This is a genomic window from Burkholderia sp. BCC1996 (assembly GCF_905339955.1).
Taxonomy (GTDB): Bacteria; Pseudomonadota; Gammaproteobacteria; order Burkholderiales; family Burkholderiaceae; genus Burkholderia.
The window spans coordinates 68,925-93,317 of sequence record NZ_CAJPHM010000012.1 but is presented as its reverse complement, the minus strand read 5'-3'; the positions used below and the strand labels follow the sequence as shown (position 1 = coordinate 93,317).

Here is a 24,393-nt window from a genome sequence, read left to right as displayed (position 1 = left end):
TGCGATTGCCCCTTGCACACACCTGCAGGCAACCGAAGCGTTCGGGATCAGGTCATCCCGTGGGATGCGATGATTTCCTCGGTGCGGTCCCAGAGGCGCCGGGCGAGATCGGCGTCGCGGGCAAAGGCCGAGGATTCGGCAGGGCGGCAATCCGCGAAATAACGGCCGGTGACGCCGTTCAGCGCAGGATGCGCGGCCAGCAGGCACGTTGTCGCGGCGCCCTGCGGCACCGTTTTGCCGAACAGCATCGCAGCCGAGACGATCCAGTTGAACGGCCCGCGCATATGCCGATGCAGCCCCGTGGCGCCGATCAGTCCCGGATGGAGTGCGTTTGCAGTGATTCCGACATGACCCACTCTGCGTGAAAGCTCGTTCGCGAACAGGATGTTGGCGAGCTTCGCCTGGCCATAGAACGGAAAACCGCGATAGCCGTTGCTACCGTCGAGATTGTCGAAATCAATGCCTTTCCCGCCTGGAGCAAAGCGATGGGAATGACTGCCCACAATGACGATCCGGCCCGGGCGCGAGCGGTTGATTGAAGGCAGCAACCGCGTCACCAGCAGATGATGGGCAACATGGTTGACGAAGAACTGCTTTTCCACGCCGTTCACCGTCTCCAGCTTTGGCAGCGCCATTATCGCGGCATTGGTGACGACGGCATCGAGGGTGATGCCGCACGCGCGAATGCGGTCGGCGGCGCGGGCAACGGAAGCGAGATCGCTCAGTTCGGCTCCAACGGCCATGCCATCTGCGGCGTCGGCGATCGCCAGGGCGGCGCGCGCCTTGTCTTCATCCCTCGCGACGGCAATGATGCGGGCGCCGCGCATTGCCAAAACCCGCGTCGTTTCAAGACCGATACCAGAATTACAGCCCGTAATCAGGATCGTCCGGCCGGAGAGATCCAGGCCCTCGGTGACCTGCTCCGCGGTGTTGCGTCGCGAAAAGCGCAATGCGGTTATCGGGTCCATCACCCTTCTCTCCCATCGTCAGGTTCATTACGACACCTGGCCGCGCCGACGCTGAAGCCACCGGGACCACCGGCAATGACGACTCGCTTGCCGATGAAATGCCCCATGGCGCGGTTTTCATAAATTCCCGTTACTTCATTATGTGATTTGCATTGCATTTAATCATTATCGAAATGCGCCAAATAACTCGCATTAGACGCCAATATGGGTGCCCACGAAAATCCGGGCTACCAGCGACTTATTTTTTGAAAAAAAGAAAATGGCGCGATCAAAACGATATACTTTGTTAAATCCCATTTGCACCAATCTTACCTAGCTAACGCCCACGGTGTTATGGATAAAGTTTTCCATGAAGACATCTGAAATCATTCGCGACGTCGCAGCCGAGATAGAAGAAATTTTTCGCGAAAACGATCTCGCGGCGCCAAACCCTTCGGCCCTGGAACAACTTGAGCTTCTGCATGGTCGCATTCGCGCTCGCTGCGGCTACTGCGCCGACAGGGTAGGTCACATCAGGATCCTCGCCCAGGACTTCTACAGCGTTCGCAGACATCAATTTCATCCCCAGGGTGCCGACGGCGTACTGTGTGATATCCGTACGAACCTCGAGGCGATTCGTTCATGGTCGAAGGTATGGGAGGAGCACGGCAAGTAACTTCCGCACTGGAGCGCTGGCAATCGAAGCGTTCGTCGGGCAGACAGATGAACGACGAATTGCCGCCGAATTCAGTCATCCGTCGACGCGCTCCCTTAATCAATCTCGCCGCCCCGCTTTACAACCGATGCAGTTCGGCCGCCCCGGATAGGGGCGGCGAACCGGCACACAATGCGCGTTTGCGGCTACGCGATCGTTACGAATGGTAAGCCGTCTCCCCGTGCGAACTGACGTCCAGACCCTCACGTTCGCGCTCACCGTCGACACGCAGACCGATCGTCATATCGACGAGCTTGAATGCGGCAACCGACACGACCGCCGACCACACGAGCGAGGTCCCGACGCCCCAGCACTGCGCAATCAGTTGCTCGCCGATGTGGTAGTCGGCGACCTTGTTTGCCACGTAGTCGTAGATCCCAGTTCCGCCCAGCGACGGCGACGCGAATACCCCGGTGAGCAGCGCACCCGCGATGCCGCCGATGCAGTGGACCCCGAATACGTCGAGCGAATCGTCGACGCCGAGCAGGCGCTTGAGCCCGTTGACGCCCCAATAGCAGACGATGCCCGCGATCAACCCCATCGCGATCGCGCCCATCGGCCCGACGAATCCGCATGCCGGGGTGATCACGACCAGCCCCGCGATCGCGCCGGACACCGCGCCGAGCATGGACGGCTTCTTCTTCAGCGACCATTCGACGAAGGTCCACGACACCGTCGCCGCACAGGTTGCCAAAAGCGTCGTGACGAATGCGAGCGTGGCCGCGCCGCTTGCCTCGAGCGCGGAGCCCACATTGAATCCGAACCAGCCGACCCACAGCAGCGACCCGCCGATCATCGTCATCGTCAGATTGTGCGGCGCCATCGTCTCCCTGCCGAACCCCGCCCGCTTGCCGATCATGATCGCGCCGACCAGCGCCGCGATGCCTGCATTGATATGCACCACGGTGCCGCCTGCGAAATCGATCGCGCCCTTCTGGAACAAGAAGCCGGCCGTCGCGCCGGCCTTGTCGGCCGCCGCGGCGCTCGTGTAAGCGTCCGGGCCCGCCCAGTACCAGACCATGTGCGCAATCGGCAGGTACGAGAAGGTGAACCACAGCACCATGAACGCCAGCACCGCGGAGAATTTCGCGCGTTCGGCGATGCCCCCCACGATCAGCGCGGGCGTGATCGCGGCGAACGTCAGCTGGAACGACACGTAGATGAACTCCGGAATGACGACGCCCTTGCTGAAGGTCGCGGCAGTCGAATCCGGCGTGATGCCGACCAGGAACGCCTTCGAGAGCCCGCCGAAGAACGCGTTGCCCTCGGTGAACGCGATGCTGTAACCGTATACCGCCCACAGAACGCCGAGCAGGCAGAACACCACGAGCGTCTGCATCAGGATCGACAGCATGTTCTTCGCCCGCACCATTCCGCCGTAGAAAAGGCCGAGCCCGGGTGCCGCCATCATCACGACGAGCAGCGTCGCGACGATCATCCACGCGGTGTCGCCCTTGTTCGGCACCAGCACCGCCGCTGCCACCTTGTCGTCCGCGAACACGGGCAGCGCCAGCATCGCGAGCCACGCGCACAGAATCCAGCCAATCGTCTTTTTCATGTCGTTTCCTCGAACCAAGGCATGCACCGCCCCGCGATGCACGCGATAACCGATGACGAACCAGCAAAATCGGGAATCACCGCGACACCGCACGGAGGCACCGAGCGGGTCGCGGCTTCTGAAGCGACCGACGACATGACGCCGCCCGCTACTGCGCGGCGCCATGTCGCGCGCACCGTCACACCGCGGTCATGACCGCTCGCCCGGAATCCACGATGTGCCGGCCAGCGGCACGCGCGCCATCGCAGCCGCCTCGACCGTCAGCGCGACGAGATCTTCCGGCTCCAGGTGATGAACGTTCTGCTTGCCGCAGGCGCGCGCGATGGTGGTCAGCTCCATGTTCAGCGTCTTCAGGTAATTGCGCACACGGCGCGCGCCCTCTTCCGGCTCGAGACGCTTTTCGAGCACCGCGTCCTGTGTCGTCACGCCCACCGGGCACTTGCCGGTATGACAGTGGTGGCAGAAACCCGGCGACGTATGCAGCGCCGCGTAATCTGCCGCAGCCGAATGCAGCATGCCGTCCTGGAAGTACGATTCGCTGTTGCAGCCGAGCGCCATCAGCACCCCCTGGCCGATCGCGACGGCATCCGCGCCGAGCGCGAGCGCCTTGGCGACGTCCGCACCGGTGCGAATGCCGCCCGACACGATCAGTTGAACCTGCCCCTTCATGTTCAGGTCCTCGAGCGCGGCGACGGCCTGACGGACCGCCGCCAGCGTCGGAATGCCCACGTTCTCGATGAAGCAGGTCTGGGTTGCCGCCGTGCCGCCCTGCATCCCGTCGACCACGACGACATCCGCGCCCGCATGCACCGCGAGCTTCACGTCGTTGAACGTGCGCGTTGCCCCGACCTTCACGTAGATCGGCTTTTCCCAGTCGGTGATCTCGCGCAATTCTTGGATCTTGATCGCGAGATCGTCCGGGCCGGTCCAGTCCGGATGGCGGCTCGCCGAACGCTGGTCGACGCCCGCCGGCAGCGTGCGCATCGACGCCACGCGCGGATTGACCTTCTGGCCGAGCAGCATGCCGCCGCCGCCCGGCTTCGCGCCCTGCCCGATCACGACCTCGATCGCATCGGCGCGGCGCACGTCGTCGGGATTGAAGCCGTAGCGCGACGGCAGGCACTGGTAGACGAGCGTCTTCGACGAACGGCGCTCCTCCTGCGTCATCCCGCCGTCGCCGGTCGTCGTCGACGTGCCGGCCGCCGTCGCCGCGCGGCCGAGCGCTTCCTTGACGTTCGCCGACAGCGCGCCGAAGCTCATCCCGGCCACCGTGATCGGGATGTCGAGCACGATGGGCTTCTTCGCGAAGCGCGTGCCGAGCACGGTCTGCGTCGTGCATTTCTCGCGATATCCTTCGAGCGGGTAACGCGAAAGCGAAGCACCGAGGAACAGCAGATCGTCGAAGTGCGGTACGTGACGCTTCGCCCCGAGGCCGCGAATCTCGTACAGGCCGCGTTGGGCGGCCGTGTGGATGTAGTCGATCGTCTTGCGGTCGTAGCCGTACGACTCTTCCTGCTGCAAGCGGGCGAAATGAATGGGTTTGACTTCCATGGCGTGGCCTCGATGGAGCGTGGATTCAATATTCCTGGTTCGCGTCGGCGTTCCAGTGGTAGAGCGTGCGGGCCGAAGCGATGCGCCTGAACGCGCGCGGATCGTGGTCGAGGCCGGCCGCATCGAGCAGCGCCGCGACCGCACTGAAGTCGGCGTCGGCCATCGGCTCGAACTGCGCGTCCGCGCCGAGCGACTTCACTTCACCCTTCACGTAGAGCACCGCTTCGTACAGCGAATCGCCGAGCGCGTCGCCCGCGTCGCCGCAGATCACCATCCGGCCCGCCTGGGCCATGAATGCGGAGAAGCTGCCGACCGACCCGCCGACGACGATGTCGCCGCCTTTCAGCGAGATGCCGCAACGCAACCCGGCATCGCCATCGATCACGAGCAGCCCGCCGTGCGCGGAGGCACCCGCGCCGTTCGACGCGAAGCCCTTCACGTGCACCTTGCCGCTCATCATGTTTTCCGCGACGCCGGTTCCGGCGCTGCCCTCGATGACGATCGTCGCGCGCTGGTTCATGCCGCCGGCGTAATAGCCGGCGTGGCCGTCGATCGTCACGGTCACGTCGGCATCCACGCCGACCGCGATGTTGTGCGCGCCGTTCGGCGAGGCCACGACGATCGCCTGCCCGTCGAGCACGTCCGCGCTGCCGTGCAGGTACTGGTTGACGTCCCTGACGGTTGCGTGCTCAAGGTCGAATGTCATGCGTTCCATACGTACATCTCCTCGGGTGCGGGTTCGAATACCTTGGCGTTCCTGATGTCCGGCAGATGCGCGAGCGAGCGAAATTCCGACGCGATCGCGACATAGTCGTCGTTCTCGGCGACGACGGCCGGCTTGCATGCGAACGGGTCGCGAATCAGCGCCAGCTCGGTGGGCGTCCCCATCAGGAACGTGTAGAAGCCATCGAGCTCCTCGAAGCCCTTCTGCAGTGCGACCGGCAGCGTGTCGCCCTCGCGCAGTCGCCATTCGAGGAAGCGGCACGCCGCCTCCGTGTCGTTGTCGGTATCGAAGTGAATGCCCTTCGGCTCCAGCTTCCGGCGCACGCCGTAAGGGTTCGACAGCGAGCCGTTGTGGACCAGGCAGAAGTCCTCGCCGGCCGTAAACGGATGTGCGCGATCCGGCGTCACCGCGGACTCGGTCGCCATCCGCGTATGGCCGACCAGGTGAGAGCCCTTGAGGCCGCTGAACGCGTAACGCGCGGCGATCTCCGCGGGCAGGCCGATGTCCTTGTACAGGTCGATCGAGCGCCCGGCCGACAGCAGGTACACGCGCGGGTAATGCTCGTTCAGCCAGTGCCTGACCGTGTCGGCCTGCGCGTGGACGGTCAGCACCGCGTGGTTTCCCTTCGCATCGACACGCGCCGCGGCGTCGACGGACGCCTTCAGCCGATCGAGCATCACGTCCCACGGAAAATGCTCGCCTTCATCCGTAAAGCCCGAGTACAGGCTCAGCTTGCGCTGGTTCGGCTCGACCGCGTCGCCGAACACCGCGAGACCGGCCGAATCCGGGCCGCGTTCGGTCATGCCGATCAGCATCGGCACCATCAGCTCGCCGAGCCGGTCGCGCAACGCCGGCGTCTTGACCAGCAATCCTACGATTCCACACATGTTGCCTGCTCCTCAGAAAAATTCGACGTACTGCTTGATTTCCCAGTCCGATACGTGGCGCATGTATTCCAGCCACTCCATTCGCTTGAGCTTGATGAACTCGCCAACCACCGGCCCGAGCGCATCGCAGATCGTCCGGTCGGCTTCGAGCGCGTCGAGCGCCTCGCCAAGGTTTTGCGGCAGCACGCCGATGCCGTGGTCGCGGAGTTTCTGTGCGGGCCACTCGTACAGGTTCTCGTTCGCGGGGGCGCCCGGCGACAGGTCGCGGTCGATGCCGTCGAGCCCGGCGGCGATCACGGCCGCCGTCGCGAGATACGGGTTGCATGCACCGTCCGGCAGACGCAGTTCGATCCGGCCGCCCGGCATCCGCACCATGGTCGAGCGATTGTTGTCGCCGTAGCTGATGTAGGCCGGCGCCCAGGTCGCGCCGGTCAGCGAGCGCCCGACGACGAGGCGCTTGTACGAGTTCACCGTCGGGTTGCAGAGCGCCGCCAGCGCGGGCGCATGCGCGAGCAGGCCCGCCGTGAACCGGTAGCCGAGTGTCGACAGGCCCATGCCGAGCGTATCGTCGTCGTCGGCGAACAGGTTGCGCTTGCCGTCGCCGATCGACATGTGCATGTGCATGCCGTTGCCCGGGCGGTTCGCGAACGGTTTCGGCATGAACGAACAGATCATCCCGAGCTCGTTCGCGATTTCCGACGCGGCCATCTTGAAGAACACGTAGTGATCGCACGACGTCAGGCAATCGGTATACGTATAGTTGATCTCGAACTGCCCGTTCGCGTCCTCGTGGTCGATCTGGTAGACGTCGATGCCGACCGCGCGCAGCGATTCGGTGAGCTTTTCCAGGAACACGCGCGTGCGGGACAGCCCCTTGTAGTCGTAGCAGGGCTTCGCCAGCGTATCGCTCGGATCGCAAGGCTCGAGCGTGCCCGACGCGGAGCGCTTCAGCAGCGAAAATTCGGGCTCGAGGCCGGTAAAGAGCGTCCATCCGCGCTCGGTCAGGCGGGCCACCTGCTTCTTCAGCGTCACGCGTGAATCGAACGCCCACGGTACGCCGTCGACGTGACCGTCGCACGCGATGCGCGCGAGCCCGGACTGCCACGGCACCGGCGTCAGCGTCGCGAGATCGCCGACCGCCATGTAGTCCGGCCCGTTCGGCTCGATGCCGACACCCCAGATCGCAAAGCCCGCGAAACCCGCGCCCGCGGTCAGCACGCTGCCCAGATGCGCGACCGGCACCGACTTCGCCTTGGCCACGCCGTGAATGTCGACGAATTGCGCGAGCACATACTTCACGCCGTGTTGCGCAAGGTATGTCTTCGCTTCGTCCACCGAGTCGAAGCGCGGTACGCTTCCGAGTGCGTTGACTGGCAACGGGCTCGCATCGTTCAGGTTCATCGTCTCTCCTTGCAACTGCTGCGTTCACTGGTTTGCGGAATCCGCCCGGCTGGCGAGCGGCCCAATTGCGCGACATGGGCAAGCACCGCGTCCGGTACGCTGCGACCACGCCTTCTGCATGCGAAGGGATTTATTGTTGTGAAACAATAATTCCCTATATGAAACTTGCGGCGCGCAAGCCGGCGGTCCCGACCGTGCCGGCGCGCACGCCGCAATCTGCTACCCTTGCCCCTTTTGCCGAGGTCGACGATGCATACCGCTGACGACAGCAAGACCCCGCTCGAACGCTATCTCGGGTCGACCATCCGCGAGCTTCGCCAGAGCCACGGCCTGACCATCGCCCAGGTCGCCGAACAGGCCGGCATCAGCCGCGGCATGCTGTCGAAGATCGAAAACGCACAGACCTCGACCGGTCTCGACGTACTCCACCGCATTGCCCAGGCGCTCGGCGTCTCCATGGCCGTGCTGTTCCGCAACTTCGACGCCCCGCAGGGCGGCGCCCAGCTCGTGAAGAAGGGCGCCGGCATGGAAGTCGTCCGTAAAGGCACGAAAAGCGGCCACACCTACCATCTGCTCGCCTACGACCAGGGTCCGCGCAAAACCTTCGAGCCGTTCCTGATCACGATGGAGGACCAGGCGGAACGCTTTCCCGTCTTCGAGCATCCGGGCACCGAGTTCATCCACATGCTCAAGGGCGTGATCGAATACCGGCACGGTCAGCAGACCTACATCCTGCATCCGGGCGACACCCTGACGTTCCGCGCCGACATACCGCATGGCCCGGAACGCCTGATCAAGACCCCGATCCAGTTCCTGTCGATCTTCGTCTACGGCCCCCCTGCCGACGAATGAGCGTCCCGTCGCGAGAGATAACGCAAGCCTCGTGCCAGGTTTATCTACAGGAATCAAAGATTCCCGTGAATAAACACTTCGGGCGAGATGGCACCCGTGCGTCAGCGGGTGAGAACCCGCTCCCTGCGTGCTGCGGGTGCAGCGCCACGCCAACTTCGGTGCAACGTCGCACTGATACGGGAACCCTGATTACGAAGATGTATCAGCGTTCCTTATGCTGCGAGCCGCGGCAGTGCCGCCAGCGCATCCAGCGCCGCGCAGATCATCCGGCGCACGGTCGGCTGCACGTGGGCCGCGCGTCCGGTGTCGTAGGCGAACGGGAAAGCTTCGTCCATGTAGGTCGACTGGCACATCTCCAGCTGGATCGCGTGCACGCCGTGTGACGGCCGGCCGGACGAGCGGGTGATGAAGCCGCCCTTGAAGCGACCGTTGGCGACCCACATGAACGGGCTTGCGGCAGCTTCGCGCTCGACCGCGGCCTGCACGGACGGCGCGACGGTCCTGCCGTCCTGCGTGCCGATGTTCAGGTCGGGCAGCTTGCCGTCGAACAGCCGCGGCAGCAGGCTCGCGATCGAGTGCGCTTCCCAAAGCAGCACGTGCCCGTGACGCTCGCGCAGCCGCGCCAGCTCGGCCGCCAGCGCCATGTGGTACGGCTGCCAGTATGCGTCGACCCGGCGACCTTTCTCCGCCGCATCCGGTTCGCATCCTTCGCGATAGACGGGCTCGCCCCGAAACGTTTCGGTCGGACACAAGCCCGTCGTCGTCTGGCCGGGGTACAGGCTCTCGTCGTCCGACGGACGATTGAGGTCGATCACGTAACGCGAAACCGTCGCACCGAGCATCGTCGCGCCGAGCGTGGTCGCGAACGCGTACAGTCGGTCGAGGTGCCAGTCGGTATCGGCGAGTGTCAGCGCGCGGTCGGTGTACGCGTCGCGCAACGGCGCGGGTATCGCCGTTCCCAGGTGCGGAATCGAAATCAGCAGCGGCGCATCGCCGCGTTGCAGCGTGTATAGGTCACTCATCGAGCACTCCGTACGAATCAAAGCAATGCATCTTCGGGTAACTGCGGCACGGCGCGCGCGAGCGCCGGCCGGATCGAATGGTCGAGCACGCCGCGCGTCAGCTCGATGATCTCCGTGACGAAGTCCTCCCACTCGCCCTGTCGGTGCAGGAGAAAGAAATCGCGCCGGCCGAGCCGGCCGCCCGGCAGCGGCACGACCACGACGTCGCCGAGGTAGTGGCGCGCCTGCCACAGGCACAGCGGAGTCGAGATCGCGAAGCCGAGCCGGGCGGCAACCAGGCTCAGCAGCGGATCCGTCGCGTCGAATTCGAAGCGCCTCGGACTATCAATGCCGAGATGGCGCGCGAACCGCTCGACCTGCTGGCCGATCACGGAACGTGCGGTGTAACGGATCAACGGCAGTTCGGCGGCCAGCGTTCGCCAGTCGGCCTGCGGGCGCCCGGCCAGATGCGCGCGCGCGACGACCGCGACGAATGCTTCGGAGAACAACGGGACTTCGACGATACGCGCGTCGCTGAGCGTGGTCTGCGTACATACGGCGACGTCGATCTCCCGGTCATGCAATTGCTTGCTCAAACCCGGCGTGATCCCGGACCACATCGAAATCTGTCGCGACGTGCCCGACACCGCGCGAATCAGTTCCGGGCCGACCGTCGCCGCGAACGAGTCGACGCAGCCGAGCCGCACGGGCACCCGGCCCGCGTCCGACGCATCGCCGACGCGCGTGCTGACCATCTGCGCATGCTCGAGCAGCGGGCCGGCCAGTTCCAGCAATGCCCGGCCGGCGAGATTGGGGCGCGGCGGGCGGCTGTCCCGATCGAACAGCACCGTCCCCTGTTCGCGCTCGAGGGCGGAAATCGCCTGGCTGATCGCGCTCTGGCTGACCCCGATCCGCCTGGCCGCGGCGGTCATCGAACCGGTCTCGCACACGGCGACGAAGGCCTGCAGGGCACGCAGGTCGATAGGCGATAGGGTGCGTCGCATAGAGGCTCCAGTGGCGGCGGCGTCCATTCCGGCAATACGGAACGCATGGTGCGCCGATTCGGCCTGCCCGGACGCAGGATGAGCACTTCCGGGCACGTTGCATAAGTTTGCCTAATACAAAATTCGGCGGCACCGCGGCTCCCTAGAATCGGCACGTCGTCCATCCAGAGGGAAGCCATGAGCCACTTCGACTTCATCGTGATCGGTGCCGGCGTGATCGGCACGTCGGTCGCGCATCATCTTGCGTCGCTCGGCGCGCGCAACGTGCTCGTCATCGAACGCGGCATGATCGGCGCCGGCACCACGTCGCAATCGTCCGGCCTGCTGCGCACGCATTATTCGGTCCGCCAGAACGTCGAGCTGGCGCGCTCGTCGTGGTCGGCCTTCAACAACTTCGCCGAATACGTCGGCGACGACGAGGCGTCGTGCGGGCTCGTCAAGTGCGGCTACATGATCTGCGCGCCGGAGGGGGCGAAGCTCGAGCCGCTGCGCGCGTCGCTCGACGCGCAACGCGCGATGGACATCGACGTGCAGTTGCTCGATCGGGACGACGCACGTGCCCGCCTGCCGATCGCACGGTTCGACGACGCGGCGCTGATCGGCTTCGAGCCGGAAGCGGGCTTCGCCGACGCCTATCTCGTCGCGACTAGCTTCGCGAAATCGGCACGCCGGCGCGGCGTGAAGATTCTCGAAGGCACGACCGTCACGGGGGTCGTGCGTGACGGCCGCCGCATCGTCGGCGTCGACACGAGTGCCGGCCGCTTCATGTGCGGCACGCTGATCAGTACGCAGAACATCTGGACGCCGGAACTGTCCGGCTGGATCGACGTCCCGCTACCCGTGAAACCGGAACGGCACACCGTGCTGGCGCTCGAGTGCGACGCACGATATTCGTTCCAGATGCCGGCGTTCAAGGACCTGGGCTCGCCCGGCATGCTCTATTACCGCAGCTATGGCGGCAGCCAGATGCTGGTCTCCGAGGGCGTCGTCGGCGAGACGCTGAATGCGCCGGAAACCGAACAGGGCGACATTTCGCTGGATTACGTCGCCGAAGTCGGTGCGCAGGTCGCCGAACGCTTTCCCGCCTACGAGACAGCCGGGCTCGCGTCGTCGTGGACCGGCGTCTACGACGTGACCCCCGACTGGAACCCGGTGCTTGGCAACGTCGGCGACATCGACGGACTCGTGGTTGGCTTCGGTTTCTCGGGCCACGGCTTCAAGCTGTCGCCCGGCATCGGCAAACTGCTCGCACAGCATGCGCTCGGACAGCCGACCGACGTGTCGCTCGCCCCTTACTCGCTCGAACGCTTCGCGACCGGCGCGTTGCTCACCGGCAAGTATGGCCTCGGCGCCGTGTCCTGATCTTCATCCTTTCGACGAGACATTCCCATGCCCCTGAAGATACTGGTGCCCGTCAAGCGCGTCGTCGATCCGAACGTGCGCGTGCGGGTCGGTTCAACCGGTTCGATCGAGACGACCGGCCTCAAGATGTCCATCAACCCGTTCGACGAATGCGCGCTCGAGATGGCGCTGCGCCTGCGCGAGGCCGGCCATGCCGCCCAGGTGAGCGTCGTCACGTGCGGCGCGGCCGCTTGCCAGGACGTGCTGCGCACCGGCCTGGCCATGGGCGCCGACGACGCGATCCTGATCGACACCGGCGACGTCGCCGCGTCGCTCGACTCGCTGGGCGTCGCACGGTTGCTCCACGCGTACCTCGGCACGTCGCCTTACGACCTCGTGCTTTGCGGCAAGCAGGCGATCGACGACGACACCGGCGGCGTCGCGCCCATGCTCGCCGGCCTGCTCGGCTGGCCGCAAGGTCTCGACGCGACCGCTCTCGCGCCCGAAGGCGACGGCTGGCGCGTCACGTGCGGCGACGACACCGGCACCGCAACCTGGCGGCTGACCGGCCGCGCCGTCGTGAGCGCCGACCTGCGCCTGGCCGAACCGCGACGCGTGACGCTGCCGAGCATCGTCAAGGCGAAACAGAAGCCGCTTGCCGTCATTCAGGCCGCCCAGTTCCCGGTCGATCTCGTGCCGTCGTCGCGCGCGGTTCAGCTCGACGAGCCGATGGCGCAGCGCACAGGTCACCGCGTTGCCGACATCGATGCGTTGATCGCCGCGCTCGCCGCACACCACGTCTTTGCTCACACAGGAACCTCCGCATGAGAACGCTCGTCATCGCCGAAACCACGGCCGACCATACGCTGCCGGATACGGTCCGGCGCGTCGTGACTGCCGCAACGGCACGCCGGCATCCTGTCGACGTGCTGGTGCTCGATCCCGCGGCGGCCGCGCAAGCCGCGCTGATCGACGGCGTCGACCGTGTACTCCGGCCCGATCTGCCCGGCACGTCCGGCGCCGTCACGCCGGAAAGCCTCGCCGTGCTGCTTGCCGGACTGGCGCCACGCTACACGCTGATCGCGGCCGCCCATCGCACGCTGGGCCGGAATGCGTTGCCGCGGGCCGCGGCCCTCGCCGGCGCGGCGTTCGTCGCGGACGTGACCGGCATCACGGACGACGGACGCTTCGTGCGCGGCCTGTATGCGGGAAGCATCGTCGCGACCGTCGAAAGCGCGCGAGAGACCAGCTTTGCGACCGTGCGCGCGTCGTCGTTCGCGGCGGCAGGCGCGCGAGCGGAACCGGCACCGATCGATTCCGTGGATGCGCCGCCCGCATTCGCCGCGACGACGCTCGTCGAACGCAACAGCACTCAGACAGCCGGCGTCGATCTCGCGAATGCGCCGATCGTTGTGTCAGGCGGGCGCGGGCTCGCGTCCGGCGAGAACATGGTGCGGCTCGGCACACTCGCATCGCGTTTCGGCGCAGCCCTCGGCGCATCGCGCGCCGCGGTCGACGCCGGCTATGCACCGAACGCCATTCAGGTGGGCCAGACAGGCAAGACCGTCGCCCCCGACGCCTATCTCGCATTCGGGATCTCCGGGGCCATTCAGCACCTGGCCGGCATGAAGGATTCGAAGCTGATCGTCGCCGTCAACAAGGATCCGGATGCGCCCATCTTCTCGTTCGCGGACGTGGGCTTCGTGGGGGACCTGTTCGACGTGATGGCTGCCCTCGAACGTCACATCGACGCCGGGGGTGGCGCATGACGCACCCGGATTCCGGGCAGGGCGGCGTCCCGCGCGTACCTGCACCACGTTCATCCAGCGGGAGTGCATCGTCGGCATCGCACTACCCGTCCGTCAGGTTTGTCGATTGCGCGCAAGTCGAGCCTGAAGCCTGGGCGAACGGCGCCGGCGTCACGCGAACGATCGCCAACCGCATCGACGCCGACGGCAACGTAGACTGGCGTATCAGTCTCGCGACGCTCGACGGACCCGCCCGCTTCTCGCAGTTTCCGGGCGTCGACCGGATACTCGTGCCGGTCGACAACTCGAGCGTCGAACTCCGCGCGCAGGACGGGCATCTCGTCGCGCACCCGATCGTGCCAGCATGCTTTCCCGGCGATTTGCCGGTGTGGACGACCGATATCGTGCGACCCACGCACGTACTCAACGTGATGACGCGCCGCGCCGCCTGCCGGGCCACCGTGAGCGTGGCGACGCATTCACGCCGCGTGACGCCGGCGCCGACGCATCTGCTGATTTGCGCGGCCGGCCAATGGCGCTTCAGCAGCGCGTCGCTCAGTACCCAGACCCTGCTGCCGATGCATGGCCTGTGGCTCGACGGCCGCAGCGAAGAAATCGATCTGCAGTCCGATGCACTTGACGCCCGCCTGATCTCAATCGCAATCGAGTCGGTCGAACGCTAATCCCTGCCCGCCTACCTGCTCATGTCACACGCTTCGTTTGTCGCACCATACGGCCCGCGCGAATCGATGGAATACGACGTCGTGATCGTCGGCGGCGGCCCGGCCGGGCTGTCGGCCGCGATCCGGCTCAAGCAGCTGGCCGCCGAGAAAGGCACCGAGATCGGCGTGTGCGTGCTCGAGAAGGGTTCCGAGATCGGCGCGCACATCCTGTCGGGCGCGGTGATGGACCCGCGCGCGATCACCGAGCTGTTTCCCGACTGGAAGGAACAGGGTGCGCCGTTGAACGTCGAGGTGACCGAAGATCGCTTCCTGTTCCTGTCCGAGAGCAGCGCGGTCACCACGCCCAACTGGGCGCTGCCCGACAACTTCAAGAACCACGGCAACTACGTGATCTCGCTCGGCAACGTCACGCGCTGGCTCGGCCAGCAGGCAGAAGCCTTGGGCGTCGAGATCTTCCCGGGCTTCCCGGCCGCGGAGATTCTCTACAACGACGACGGCTCGGTGAAAGGCGTCGCCACCGGCAACATGGGCGTAGGCAAGGACGGCGAGCCGACCGAGAACTTCCAGCTCGGCATGGAACTGCACGCGAAGTACACGCTGTTCGCCGAAGGCTGCCGCGGCCACCTCGGCCGTCAGCTGATCTCGAAGTTCAAGCTCGACGCGAACGCCGATCCGCAGGCGTACGGGATCGGCATCAAGGAACTGTGGGAAATCGATCCCGCGAAGCACAAGCCGGGTCTGGTGATCCACACGGCCGGCTGGCCGCTGAAATCCGATACGTACGGCGGCTCGTTCCTGTATCACATGGACAACAACCAGGTCGTGGTCGGCTTCGTGGTCGGCCTCGGCTACACGAACCCGTATCTGTCGCCGTTCGAGGAATTCCAGCGCTACAAGACGCACCCGTCGATCCGCGCGTTCCTCGAAGGCGGCAAGCGCGTGTCGTACGGCGCGCGGGCGATCACGGCCGGCGGCCTGCTGTCGCTGCCGAAGACGGTGTTCCCGGGCGGCGCGCTGATCGGCGACGACGCGGGCTTCCTGAACGCATCGCGGATCAAGGGCAGCCACGCGGCGATCAAGACCGGCATGCTGGCGGCGGACGCCGCGTTCGACGCGCTGCAGGCCGGTCGCCAGTCGGACGAGCTCAACGCGTATCCGGACGCCTTCAGGCAATCGTGGCTGTACACGGAGCTGTACCGCGCGCGTAACTTCAAGCAGTGGATGGCGAAGGGTCTCTACCTCGGCACGCTGATGGTCGGGCTGGAACAGAAGCTGATGGGCGGCAACGTGCCGTGGACGCTGCACCACAAGCATGCGGACCACGAGATGCTGAAGCCGGCATCGCAGTGCACGCCGATCGAGTACCCGAAGCCGGACGGCAAGCTGACGTTCGACCGGCTGTCGTCGGTGTTCATCTCGAACACGAACCACGAGGAGAACCAGCCGGCGCATCTGACGCTGAAGGACGCGAGCGTGCCGGTGAACGTGAACCTGCGGACCTACGCGGGACCTGAGGCGCGCTTCTGCCCGGCGGCGGTGTACGAGTTCGTGAAGAACGACGACGGCAGCGACCGCCTCGTGATCAACGCGCAGAACTGCGTGCACTGCAAGACCTGCGACATCAAGGACCCGACGCAGAACATCGTGTGGGTCACGCCGGAAGGCGGCGGCGGGCCGAACTATCCAAGCATGTAACGTCGAGATCGCCCACTTCCATGCAGACATTTCGCTCTCCGAGACCTTGAATACCGAGCCAGCATCGCCCGGATTCATTGCCTGCTCTTCCAGCAAACGTGCCGCTGCTGCCGACTGCTCTACAAGAGCCCCATTCTGCCGCACGACGGCCTGATTGACCGGTTCGATCCCGCGGCTCTGCTCGTCCGACGCAGCGGCGATCTCGCCGACGATATCGGACACCGGCCTGATCGCCTGCTTGACGTGTCCCGTCGTCGCGCCGCCGTCCGTCGCCTGCGTGGCGCCGTCCTGAATCAGGGCGACAGAAGTGCTGATCAGTTCCTCGATTTCTTTCGCAGCCGAAGCCGAGGACTGTGCCGGACCGTGCACTTCGCTCGCCACCACGGCGAATCCGCGCCCCTGCTCGCCAGCGCGGGCAGCCTCCACGGCAGCGTCATCCGTTCGCCATCATCTTCATCGCGAGGCAAATCGCAACGACGTGCAGCGTTACCCGGGCGGGTATCGCGATGCCGGCGAGTTCGCCCGCATCGACGATGCGTGTGTCTCATGCGATCGCGCGCGAGTCCGGCGTTTCTGGACGACCACGTATCCATGTCGTCGCCCTCTTTCAGTCAAACGCACCGGCGATCAGACCGCCATGCACAGATACTTGATGACCAGATAATCGTCGATGCCGTAGTGCGACCCTTCGCGGCCGATTCCCGACTGCTTCACGCCACCGAACGGCGCGACCTCGTTGGAAATGAGGCCCGTATTGATGCCGACCATCCCATATTCCAGCTGCTCGGCCACCCGCCACACACGCCCGATGTCGCGGCTGAAGAAGTAGGCGGCGAGCCCGAACTCGGTATCGTTGGCGAGCCTCACGACTTCGTCGTCGCTCGAGAAGCGAAACAGCGGTGCGAGTGGCCCGAACGTCTCTTCACGCGCAACGTCCATCTGCGCGGTGGTATTCAGCAGCACCGTCGGCTCGAAGAAGCCATGGCCGAGTGCATGCCGCTTTCCGCCGGTCGCCACTGTGGCGCCCTTGGCGAGCGCGTCCGCGATGTGCGCTTCGACCTTGCCGACCGCCGCATCGTTGATCAGCGGCCCGAGTATCACGCCGCTTTCGGTGCCGTGCCCGACCTTCAGGCCCTTCACCGCCGCCACCAGCTTCGCGGCGAACGCGTCATACACGCGCTCATGCACGTAGAAGCGATTGGTGCACACGCACGTCTGTCCGTTGTTGCGGTACTTGGACGCGATCGCCCCTTCGACGGCCGCGTCGAGATCGGCATCGTCGAACACGATGAACGGCGCGTTTCCGCCGAGTTCGAGCGTCACCTTCTTCACCGTGGGCGCGCTCTGCGCCATCAGCAGCCGCCCCACGCCGGTCGATCCGGTAAACGACAACTTGCGCACCACGGGGCTGCTCGTCATCGCGCCGCCGATCGCCTTCGGGTTGCCGGTGACGATGTTGAGCACGCCGTTCGGCACCCCCGCGCGCTCGGCGAGCACCGCGAGCGCGAGCGCCGAGAATGGTGTGGCTTCGGCAGGCTTCACGACGATCGGGCAGCCGGCCGCAAGCGCCGGGCCGACCTTGCGCGTGATCATCGCGTTCGGGAAATTCCACGGTGTGATCGCCGCGCACACGCCGACAGGCTCCTTGACGACCACGAGGCGCTTGTCCGTCACAGGCGTCGCGAGCGTGTCGCCGGCCACGCGCTTGCCCTCTTCCGCGAACCATTCGATGAACGACGCACCGTAGACGATCTCGCCCTTCGCTTCGGCCAGCGGCTTGCCCTGCTCGGCCGTGAGGATCAACGCGAGATCGTCGGCGTGCTCGATCACGAGTTCGTACCAACGGCGCAGGATGCATGCGCGCTCCTTCGCCGTCTTTGCGCGCCACGCGGGCCACGCGGCATTCGCGGCGTCGATTGCGCGTGACGTCTCCGTCGCGCCCATCAGCGGTACGGTGCCGAGCGTTGCGCCTGTCGCCGGGTCGAGCACGCCGAAGCGCTCGCCCGAGTCGGCGTCGCACCATTGCCCGTCGACATAAGCCTGCTGACGCAACAGCGCCGGGTCCTTCAACAGCGTGTTCAATTCCACGATTGGTCCTTCCGGGGATAAAAATGCAGGAGGCGACCCGAGCACGACTCGAGCCGCGAATACGGAGAATTTCAAATGACGGGCGGCGCGAGGCACTGCATCACGAAGCCAGGCGCGCTACCCCGCCTGACGCCACGATGCACTCTCATGACCGTGCGTGAGCAGCCTGCGCGCGATCTCGGCTACCCGGTGCACGTGCGCGATGGCCGCGTCGCGCGCCGCCACACCGTTGCCCGCCGCGATGGCCGCGAGAATCGCGCGCATCTCCTCGACCGCCTGGTGCCCGCGATCGTCGGACGCGATCGTCAACGCACGCAGCCGGTTGATACGCGCGATCAGCGTCTGAACGATTTCCCATGCGACCTGCTTTTGCCCGGCGATGAACATGCGTTCGTAGAATGCCGACGTGAGCACCTTCACCGCCTGATGATCCTGCGCATCGAACGCTTGCCGGATCTGGTCGATACACGCGCCCAGCTCGGCGACGAGCGATTGGTCCGCATGCTGCGCACAGGCCATCGCCGCCTCGCCCTCCAGCAACGCGCGTATTTCGTAGATCTCGGCGGCCGTGTCGAAATCGAGGACCGCAACGATCGGCCCCTGGTTCGGGATCGAGGCGACGAGACCTTCCGTTTCCAGATGCCGCAAGACCTCGCGCACGACGGTTCGACTCACGCCGAGGATCTCGCACAGCGAGCGCTCGACCAGCCGCTCGCCGGGCTGGAAATGCGCATCGAGGATCGCGGTGCGCATCTTCTCGAGCGCGAGCTCGCGCAGCGTTGCGGTCGGCCGCTGGACTTTCAGGGACGGCGGAGCAGGACTCATGACTGCCACCGTCAGGCTTGCGCGAAAAGGCGCGCGTCGCGTGCGTCCCAGTCGACGAGTGCCTGCGCGCCGATCACGATGCCGTTGTCGTGCCGATGCGCGGCCGGCATGCGGATCGAGATTTCCTGCTGCCAAGGCGTCGCGACCGCGTAATGCATCGCATCGCCGAGATAGGTGACGTCGCGCACGGTCACGGGCAAGGCCGCCGCGGCGCTCGAGCCATTCGTGCCGCTCGCGCGCTGCAGCGAACTGATACGCATCTGTTCAGGGCGGATCATCAGCGTGCCTTCGTCGCCGGCGGCGAGCGTCGGGTGGAACATGTCCGACGCCATTTCGAGACCGTTGGGCAACACGCCGCCGATGCGGCCGTCGCCGTGCTTCATCACCTTGACCGGCAGGAAATTCGAGTTCCCGATGAAGCTCGCAACGAAGCGCGATGCCGGGTTCGCGTAAAGCTCCTCGCCGGTGCCGACCTGCTCGATGCGCCCCTGGTTGAACACGGCGATGCGGTCCGACAGGCGCAGCGCCTCCTCCTGGTCGTGCGTGACATAGAGAATCGTCACGCCGGTTTCCTGGTGAATGCGGCGCAATTCGAGCTGGATTTCCTCGCGCAGCTTCTTGTCGAGCGCAGAGAGCGGCTCGTCCATCAACAGCACGGGCGGATCGTATGCCAGCGCACGCGCGATCGCGACGCGCTGCTGCTGGCCGCCGGAGAGTTGCGCGGGCATCCGGTCGCGGCACTCGGACAGATGCACGAGCTTCAGCATCTGCTCGACCTTCACGCGAACTTCGCCGTCGGGCCGGCGGCGCACGCGCAGCGGGAACGCGACGTTCTCGCCGACGGTGAGATGCGGGAACAGCGTATAGCGCTGGAACACCATCCCGATATTGCGCCGGTTCGGCGCGACCGACAGCAGCGGCTTGCCGTCGAGCAGCACGCGGCCGTCGGTCGGCTCCTGGAAGCCCGCGACGATGTAGAGCGTGGTGCTCTTGCCCGAACCCGACGGCCCGAGGAAGGTCATGAATTCGCCCTTGCGCACGTCGAGCGACACCTGGTCGATCGCGACGACGTCGTCGTAGGTCTTGCGCAGGCGCTGGATTTGCAGGAATGCAGTCATGGCGTGTTACCTCAGTGAGCGCGTGCGCGGCGCACCGCGGCGCCCGCCAGCATCAATACGGTCGTGAGTCCGACGAGCAGCGACGAAGCGGCCGCGACGACCGGCGTCAGGTCTTGCCGCAGCGTCGCCCAGATCCGCACGGGCAGCGTTTGCAGCGTCGGGCTCGACATGAAGATCGACACGACGACTTCGTCCCACGATGCGAGGAACGCGAAGATCGCGGCGGCGAAGAGGCCGAGCCGGATGGCAGGCAGCGTGACGCGCAGCTTCACGGTAAGCGGCGACGCGCCGCAGATCAGCGCCGCGTCTTCGAGCGCCGTGTCGAAGCTCACGAGCGAGTTGCTGATCGAGATGATCGAGAACGGCAGCGCGATGATCAGATGGCCGATCACGAAGCCGGTCATCGTGCCGTTCAGGCCGATGCGCAGGAAGAACCCGTACAGCGCGACGGCAAGCACGACGACAGGCAGCACCATCGGTGTGAGGAAGAAACCCCGCACGGCCTCGCGGCCGCGGAACTTGCCGCGCACGAGCGCCAGCGACGCGAGAAACCCGATCGCGACGGACAGCACCGTGACGATCACCGCCAGTTTCGCGCTGGTCAGCAGCGAGTCGATCCAGCCCGCGTCGGTGAAGAGCTGCCGGTACCATTCGAGGGTCCAGCCCGGCGGCGGGAAGATGAGCCACTGCGAATCGCCGAACGACAGCGCGACGATAAAGACGATCGGCAACAGCAGGAACAATGCAACAGCCGCGCCCACGGCCACGAGGATCCAGCGCAGCGCGCCCAGGCGATCGAAATCGAGCAACATGTCAGTCCTCCCGCCGGGCCGCCCCAAGGGAGGCTGGCGCCCCCTCCGGGAGCAGCGAACGTAGTGAGCTTGAGGGTTGTTTCATCTCAGCGGCCTCCGGTGGTAGCGTGCGCGCTGCCGGTGAAGCGCAGCTGCAACGCATAGAGGGCGAGCGTCACGGCAAGCAGCACGAAGGCCGCGGCGCCGGCGAGGCCCCAGTTCAGCAGTTCCTGCACGAGCTGCGCGATCAGTTCGGCCAACATCATGTACGACGGGCCGCCGAGCAGCGTCGGCGTGACGAAGTAACCGAGCGCCATCACGAACACCATCAGTACGCCGGAGGCCACGCCCGGCATCGCGAGCGGCACGAGGATGCGCCAGAACGCCTGCCAGCGGCTCGCGCCGCACACCGCGGCCGCGCGCAGTGTCGACGGGTCGATGCCGCGCAGCGTTGCATGCAGCGGCATCACGAGGAACGGCAGCATGATGTAGGTCATGCCGATCGTCACGCCGGTCAGGTTGTTCACCAGCGACAGCGGCTCGTGAATCATGCCGAGCGCCATCAGCGCGCGGTTGATCGGCCCCGTTCCCTGCAGCAGCACCATCCATGCGAACGTCCGTGCGAGCAGGTTCGTCCACATCGACAGCAGCAGGATCGCGAACAGCACCGAACTGAGCCGGCGCGGCGCGATCGCGAGCAGCCATGCCATCGGAAAGCCGACGATCAGCGTGACGAGCGTGACGACCGTCGCAACAAGAAACGTATTGCCGAACACGCGCACGTACGTCGTCGAGCCGAGCAGTTGCTCGTAGTTGTGCAACCCGGGCGTCGGTTCGAGCACGCTGCGCAACAGCAGCGACAGCACCGGCAGCAGGAAGAAGATCACGAGCAGCAGCATCGCGGGCGTCAGCAGCCGTATGCTGCGCCAGTCGTGCCGCTTGCGCGGCGGCGGCGCGCTCGGATGCGCGACGGTACTCAATAGGTTTGGCATGGTGGCTCCTTGGTCGGCCAGCGCCAGCACTTCAGTGCCTGTTACCGCTGGCCCCATGCAGGTTCGTTGCTCGGCCGCGCCGGCTCGATCCGGTTCGGCCTCCTGAACAGAATTCAGATCCATACGACTTGCCACGCCGGCTTACTTCGACTGCCACGCGTACCAGCGCTTCGCGATCGCGTCGCGATTCTCGGCCCAGTACTTCATGTCGAGGTTGATCTGCGTGGCCTTGTACTGGTCCGGGAGCGTCTTCGCGATTGCCGGTTGCATCAGCGCCGCCGACTTCACGTTGATCGGCGCATAACCGGTGTCGGCCGCGAATTTCGCCTGCGCCTGCGCACCCGTCGCGGCGGCGAGGAACTTCATCGCCGCGTCGCGATGCTTCGCGCCCTTCGGGATCACGAGCATGTCGGCGGCGGTCAGGTTCTGGTTCCATGACATGCCGACCGGCACGCCTGTCTGCGCGAGCGCATGCAGGCGGCCGTTCCAGAACATGCCGATCGGCGCTTCGCCCGACGCGAGCAACTGCTGCGACTGTGCACCGCCGCTCCACCAGACGATGTCACCCTTGATGGAATCGAGCTTCTTGAATGCGCGGTCGAGGTCGAGCGGATACAGCTTGTTCGGCGCGACGCCGTCGGCGAGCAACGCGATCTCGAGCACGCCCGGCGCCGACCACTTGTAGAAGGTGCGCTTGCCAGGGAAGCGCCTGGTATCGAACAGGTCCGCCCAGTTCTGCGGCTGCGCGCTCGTGTATTTCGCCTTGTAGTAGCCGAGCACGAACGAATAATAGAAGCTGCCCACCGCAGACGGCGTCGCGAAGCGCGGGTCGAGTTCGGCCTTGTTCACCACCGAATAGTCGATCGGCTCGATCAGCCCTGCCTTTTCCGCCGCATACGCGAAGTCACCCTCGACGTCGACCACGTCCCAGCTGACGTTGCCGCTGTCGACCATCGCCTTGAGCTTGCCGTAGTCGGTCGGCCCGTCCATCAGCACGTTGATGCCGCTCGCCTGCGTGAACGGCTGCGCCCAGTCCTTCTGTTGCGACGACTGGGTCGTGCCGCCCCAGCTGGTGAACACGATCGGATCGGCGGCCAATGCCGGCGCGGCGCACAGGGCGGCCAACGGTGCAATGCATGCCAGGCGCGACGCTGCGAAACGCGGGATGCTTCTGCTGCTCATGGTCTCTCTCTCCAAGGGGAAACGCCGCGCGTCGCGACCGCCGGGATGGCAGCCATTCGAATACGCGCCTTCAGACCGGCGGCGCAAATCTCGCCGGCATCATGATCCTGATTCTTGTGTCTTCGCCACGCCTGATTGCGGCAAGTCGCTTCAATGCGCGACTGCAAGTGTCTGCACGGTGCCAGCCTCCGTATCGCCGACATAGATGCCGTACGCGTCCTGCCGGCGTTCACGCACGTAGCGTTCGAGCATCGAGCGCACGGCGGGGTCGGCGATCTCGTCCCACGGCACTTGCCAGAGCGGCACGATACGGATGCTGCTGTCGAACCACGGCGAACCGGTAGGCATCACTCGGCCGCGGTAATAGATATGGACGCCCGCCTCGCGCCCGCCGGCGGATTCGAAAACTGCGAACAGGAAGTCGAGATGCGCGTTGAGCCCGAGCTTCGCGAGCACGCCGCGCAGGCTCGCGGGGTCACTCGCCGGATCGAGCCGGGTGCCGGTCGGCAAGCGCAGCCCGTGCGGCGTATCGACGAGCACCAGCCCGTCGCGATGTTCGAGAATCGCACCCACCTCGGCATGCCCGCCTGCCGCGGACAACGCGTCCTGCGACAGCGTGAAGTTCACGTAAGCGCCTCGGCAATAGCCGAGCGGCGACGCGCTCGTCTGCGCGAAATCGACCACGCGCCCGATCAGGATGATGTGGTCGCCTGCATCCACCACGTCGTGGGTCACGCAGTCGAAGCTCGCCGCCGCATCCCGGATCACCGGTGCGCCCGTCTTGCGCGTGTCCCACGGCACTTGCGCGAACTTGTCCTGCGCCTTCGATGCGAACACGCCGGACACGTTGGTCTGGTTTTCCGCCAGCACGCTGACGGCAAAACGCTGCGTAGCCGAGAACACCGCACGGCTCGATGCCGTCTTCGCGATGCACACGAGGATCAGCGGCGGATCGAGCGACACCGACGTGAACGAGTTCGCGGTGAAACCGCGCGGCGACCCGTCGGGCTGGACCGTCGTGACGACCGTCACGCCGGTGACGAATGCACCGAGGGCGCGGCGGAATTCGAGCGTGTCGAATGCCTGCTGCGCGGTGGACCCGGTCATCGACTCAGTCATGGCGTGCTCCCGTGATTACTGCGCTACTCGATGAGATTATGGTATGCCATCTTATGGTCGACAACAACGTGTCAAAAATCATGGAAAACCATGATGCAACTGCGGATCGCCACGTATTCAATAGCCAAAACAAAAGGCCGCCGGCGTAGCACGCCGGCGGCCTTCCAGGTC

Annotated in this window: 22 protein-coding genes and 1 pseudogene; 7 read left to right on the top strand and 16 right to left on the bottom strand. The window is 65.5% G+C overall.

Features of this window, described 5'->3' with window-relative positions; all coding sequences use genetic code 11:
- Positions 1-47 precede the first annotated feature (47 nt).
- Positions 48-968 (bottom strand): SDR family oxidoreductase, encoded by a 921-nt coding sequence (locus tag U4Z64_RS19040; protein WP_321820650.1) that lies wholly within the window; start codon positions 966-968, stop codon positions 48-50.
- Between the two features lie 349 nt (positions 969-1,317).
- On the opposite strand from U4Z64_RS19040, the gene U4Z64_RS19035 reads away from it, so the two are divergent.
- Entirely contained in the window at positions 1,318-1,623 is a 306-nt protein-coding gene (locus tag U4Z64_RS19035; protein WP_321820649.1) for a hypothetical protein, read from the top strand.
- A 196-nt stretch (positions 1,624-1,819) separates the two neighbouring features.
- Here U4Z64_RS19035 and U4Z64_RS19030 read toward each other — a convergent pair whose 3' ends face one another.
- The 5 genes from U4Z64_RS19030 to glnT form a co-directional block, all read right to left on the bottom strand.
- Entirely contained in the window at positions 1,820-3,178 is a 1,359-nt protein-coding gene (locus U4Z64_RS19030; protein ID WP_321820715.1) for an ammonium transporter, read from the bottom strand.
- Between the two features lie 231 nt (positions 3,179-3,409).
- Entirely contained in the window at positions 3,410-4,771 is a 1,362-nt protein-coding gene (locus U4Z64_RS19025; RefSeq protein WP_039370809.1) for an FMN-binding glutamate synthase family protein, read from the bottom strand.
- Positions 4,772-4,796: 25 nt separating this feature from the next.
- Positions 4,797-5,486 carry a protein glxC gene (locus U4Z64_RS19020; RefSeq protein ID WP_124521265.1) on the bottom strand — a complete coding sequence of 230 codons (690 nt, stop codon included), beginning with the start codon at positions 5,484-5,486 and terminating at the stop codon, positions 4,797-4,799.
- Entirely contained in the window at positions 5,474-6,382 is a 909-nt protein-coding gene (locus U4Z64_RS19015; protein ID WP_321802401.1) for an amidophosphoribosyltransferase, read from the bottom strand. Before U4Z64_RS19015 ends, U4Z64_RS19020 begins: the two co-directional genes overlap by 13 nt.
- 12 nt (positions 6,383-6,394) lie before the next feature.
- Positions 6,395-7,783, bottom strand: coding sequence for a type III glutamate--ammonia ligase (glnT, locus tag U4Z64_RS19010; RefSeq protein WP_321820648.1), 1,389 nt, complete (start codon positions 7,781-7,783; stop codon positions 6,395-6,397).
- A 249-nt stretch (positions 7,784-8,032) separates the two neighbouring features.
- On the opposite strand from glnT, the gene U4Z64_RS19005 reads away from it, so the two are divergent.
- Entirely contained in the window at positions 8,033-8,635 is a 603-nt protein-coding gene (locus tag U4Z64_RS19005) for an XRE family transcriptional regulator (RefSeq protein ID WP_321820647.1), read from the top strand.
- A 212-nt stretch (positions 8,636-8,847) separates the two neighbouring features.
- Here U4Z64_RS19005 and hutG read toward each other — a convergent pair whose 3' ends face one another.
- Together hutG and U4Z64_RS18995 are read right to left on the bottom strand one after the other, a co-directional pair.
- The gene (gene hutG / locus U4Z64_RS19000; protein WP_321820646.1) at positions 8,848-9,657 is read right to left on the bottom strand and encodes an N-formylglutamate deformylase; all 810 of its coding nucleotides are present in this window, start codon (positions 9,655-9,657) and stop codon (positions 8,848-8,850) included.
- 17 nt (positions 9,658-9,674) lie between these two features.
- Complete coding sequence (locus U4Z64_RS18995; protein WP_124921813.1) at positions 9,675-10,640, bottom strand: LysR family transcriptional regulator; 966 nt, start codon at positions 10,638-10,640, stop codon at positions 9,675-9,677.
- A 177-nt stretch (positions 10,641-10,817) separates the two neighbouring features.
- On the opposite strand from U4Z64_RS18995, the gene U4Z64_RS18990 reads away from it, so the two are divergent.
- From U4Z64_RS18990 to U4Z64_RS18970, 5 genes are read left to right on the top strand one after another with little or no spacing between them, the layout of a single operon-like run.
- Positions 10,818-12,002 carry an FAD-binding oxidoreductase gene (locus tag U4Z64_RS18990; protein ID WP_321820645.1) on the top strand — a complete coding sequence of 395 codons (1,185 nt, stop codon included), beginning with the start codon at positions 10,818-10,820 and terminating at the stop codon, positions 12,000-12,002.
- A gap of 27 nt (positions 12,003-12,029) precedes the next feature.
- Entirely contained in the window at positions 12,030-12,809 is a 780-nt protein-coding gene (locus U4Z64_RS18985; RefSeq protein WP_321820644.1) for an electron transfer flavoprotein subunit beta/FixA family protein, read from the top strand.
- A complete protein-coding gene (locus U4Z64_RS18980; RefSeq protein WP_321820643.1) occupies positions 12,806-13,750 on the top strand; it encodes an electron transfer flavoprotein subunit alpha/FixB family protein in 945 nt (314 codons plus the stop codon). The genes U4Z64_RS18985 and U4Z64_RS18980 overlap by 4 nt, the downstream gene beginning before the upstream one ends.
- Positions 13,747-14,412, top strand: a complete 666-nt coding sequence (locus U4Z64_RS18975; protein WP_321802387.1) for a HutD family protein — start codon at positions 13,747-13,749, stop codon at positions 14,410-14,412. Before U4Z64_RS18980 ends, U4Z64_RS18975 begins: the two co-directional genes overlap by 4 nt.
- A gap of 21 nt (positions 14,413-14,433) precedes the next feature.
- On the top strand, positions 14,434-16,107 hold the full coding sequence (locus tag U4Z64_RS18970) for an electron transfer flavoprotein-ubiquinone oxidoreductase (protein ID WP_321820642.1): 1,674 nt from the start codon (positions 14,434-14,436) through the stop codon (positions 16,105-16,107).
- 24 nt (positions 16,108-16,131) lie between these two features.
- On the opposite strand, the pseudogene U4Z64_RS18965 reads toward U4Z64_RS18970, so the two are convergent.
- From U4Z64_RS18965 to U4Z64_RS18930, 8 genes and pseudogenes are all read right to left on the bottom strand, one after another.
- Positions 16,132-16,542: pseudogene (locus U4Z64_RS18965) on the bottom strand (methyl-accepting chemotaxis protein); the annotation flags it as partial.
- Between the two features lie 192 nt (positions 16,543-16,734).
- Complete coding sequence (locus tag U4Z64_RS18960; RefSeq protein ID WP_321820641.1) at positions 16,735-18,195, bottom strand: NAD-dependent succinate-semialdehyde dehydrogenase; 1,461 nt, start codon at positions 18,193-18,195, stop codon at positions 16,735-16,737.
- A 117-nt stretch (positions 18,196-18,312) separates the two neighbouring features.
- Positions 18,313-19,020, bottom strand: coding sequence for a GntR family transcriptional regulator (locus tag U4Z64_RS18955; protein ID WP_321820640.1), 708 nt, complete (start codon positions 19,018-19,020; stop codon positions 18,313-18,315).
- Positions 19,021-19,031: 11 nt separating this feature from the next.
- On the bottom strand, positions 19,032-20,138 hold the full coding sequence (locus U4Z64_RS18950; RefSeq protein WP_321820639.1) for an ABC transporter ATP-binding protein: 1,107 nt from the start codon (positions 20,136-20,138) through the stop codon (positions 19,032-19,034).
- Positions 20,139-20,149: 11 nt separating this feature from the next.
- Positions 20,150-20,950 carry an ABC transporter permease gene (locus tag U4Z64_RS18945; protein ID WP_321820638.1) on the bottom strand — a complete coding sequence of 267 codons (801 nt, stop codon included), beginning with the start codon at positions 20,948-20,950 and terminating at the stop codon, positions 20,150-20,152.
- A gap of 86 nt (positions 20,951-21,036) precedes the next feature.
- Complete coding sequence (locus tag U4Z64_RS18940) at positions 21,037-21,921, bottom strand: ABC transporter permease (protein WP_321820637.1); 885 nt, start codon at positions 21,919-21,921, stop codon at positions 21,037-21,039.
- Between the two features lie 141 nt (positions 21,922-22,062).
- Positions 22,063-23,103 (bottom strand): ABC transporter substrate-binding protein, encoded by a 1,041-nt coding sequence (locus U4Z64_RS18935; protein ID WP_124489298.1) that lies wholly within the window; start codon positions 23,101-23,103, stop codon positions 22,063-22,065.
- Positions 23,104-23,253: 150 nt separating this feature from the next.
- Complete coding sequence (locus tag U4Z64_RS18930; RefSeq protein WP_321820636.1) at positions 23,254-24,222, bottom strand: flavin reductase family protein; 969 nt, start codon at positions 24,220-24,222, stop codon at positions 23,254-23,256.
- Positions 24,223-24,393 lie beyond the last annotated feature (171 nt).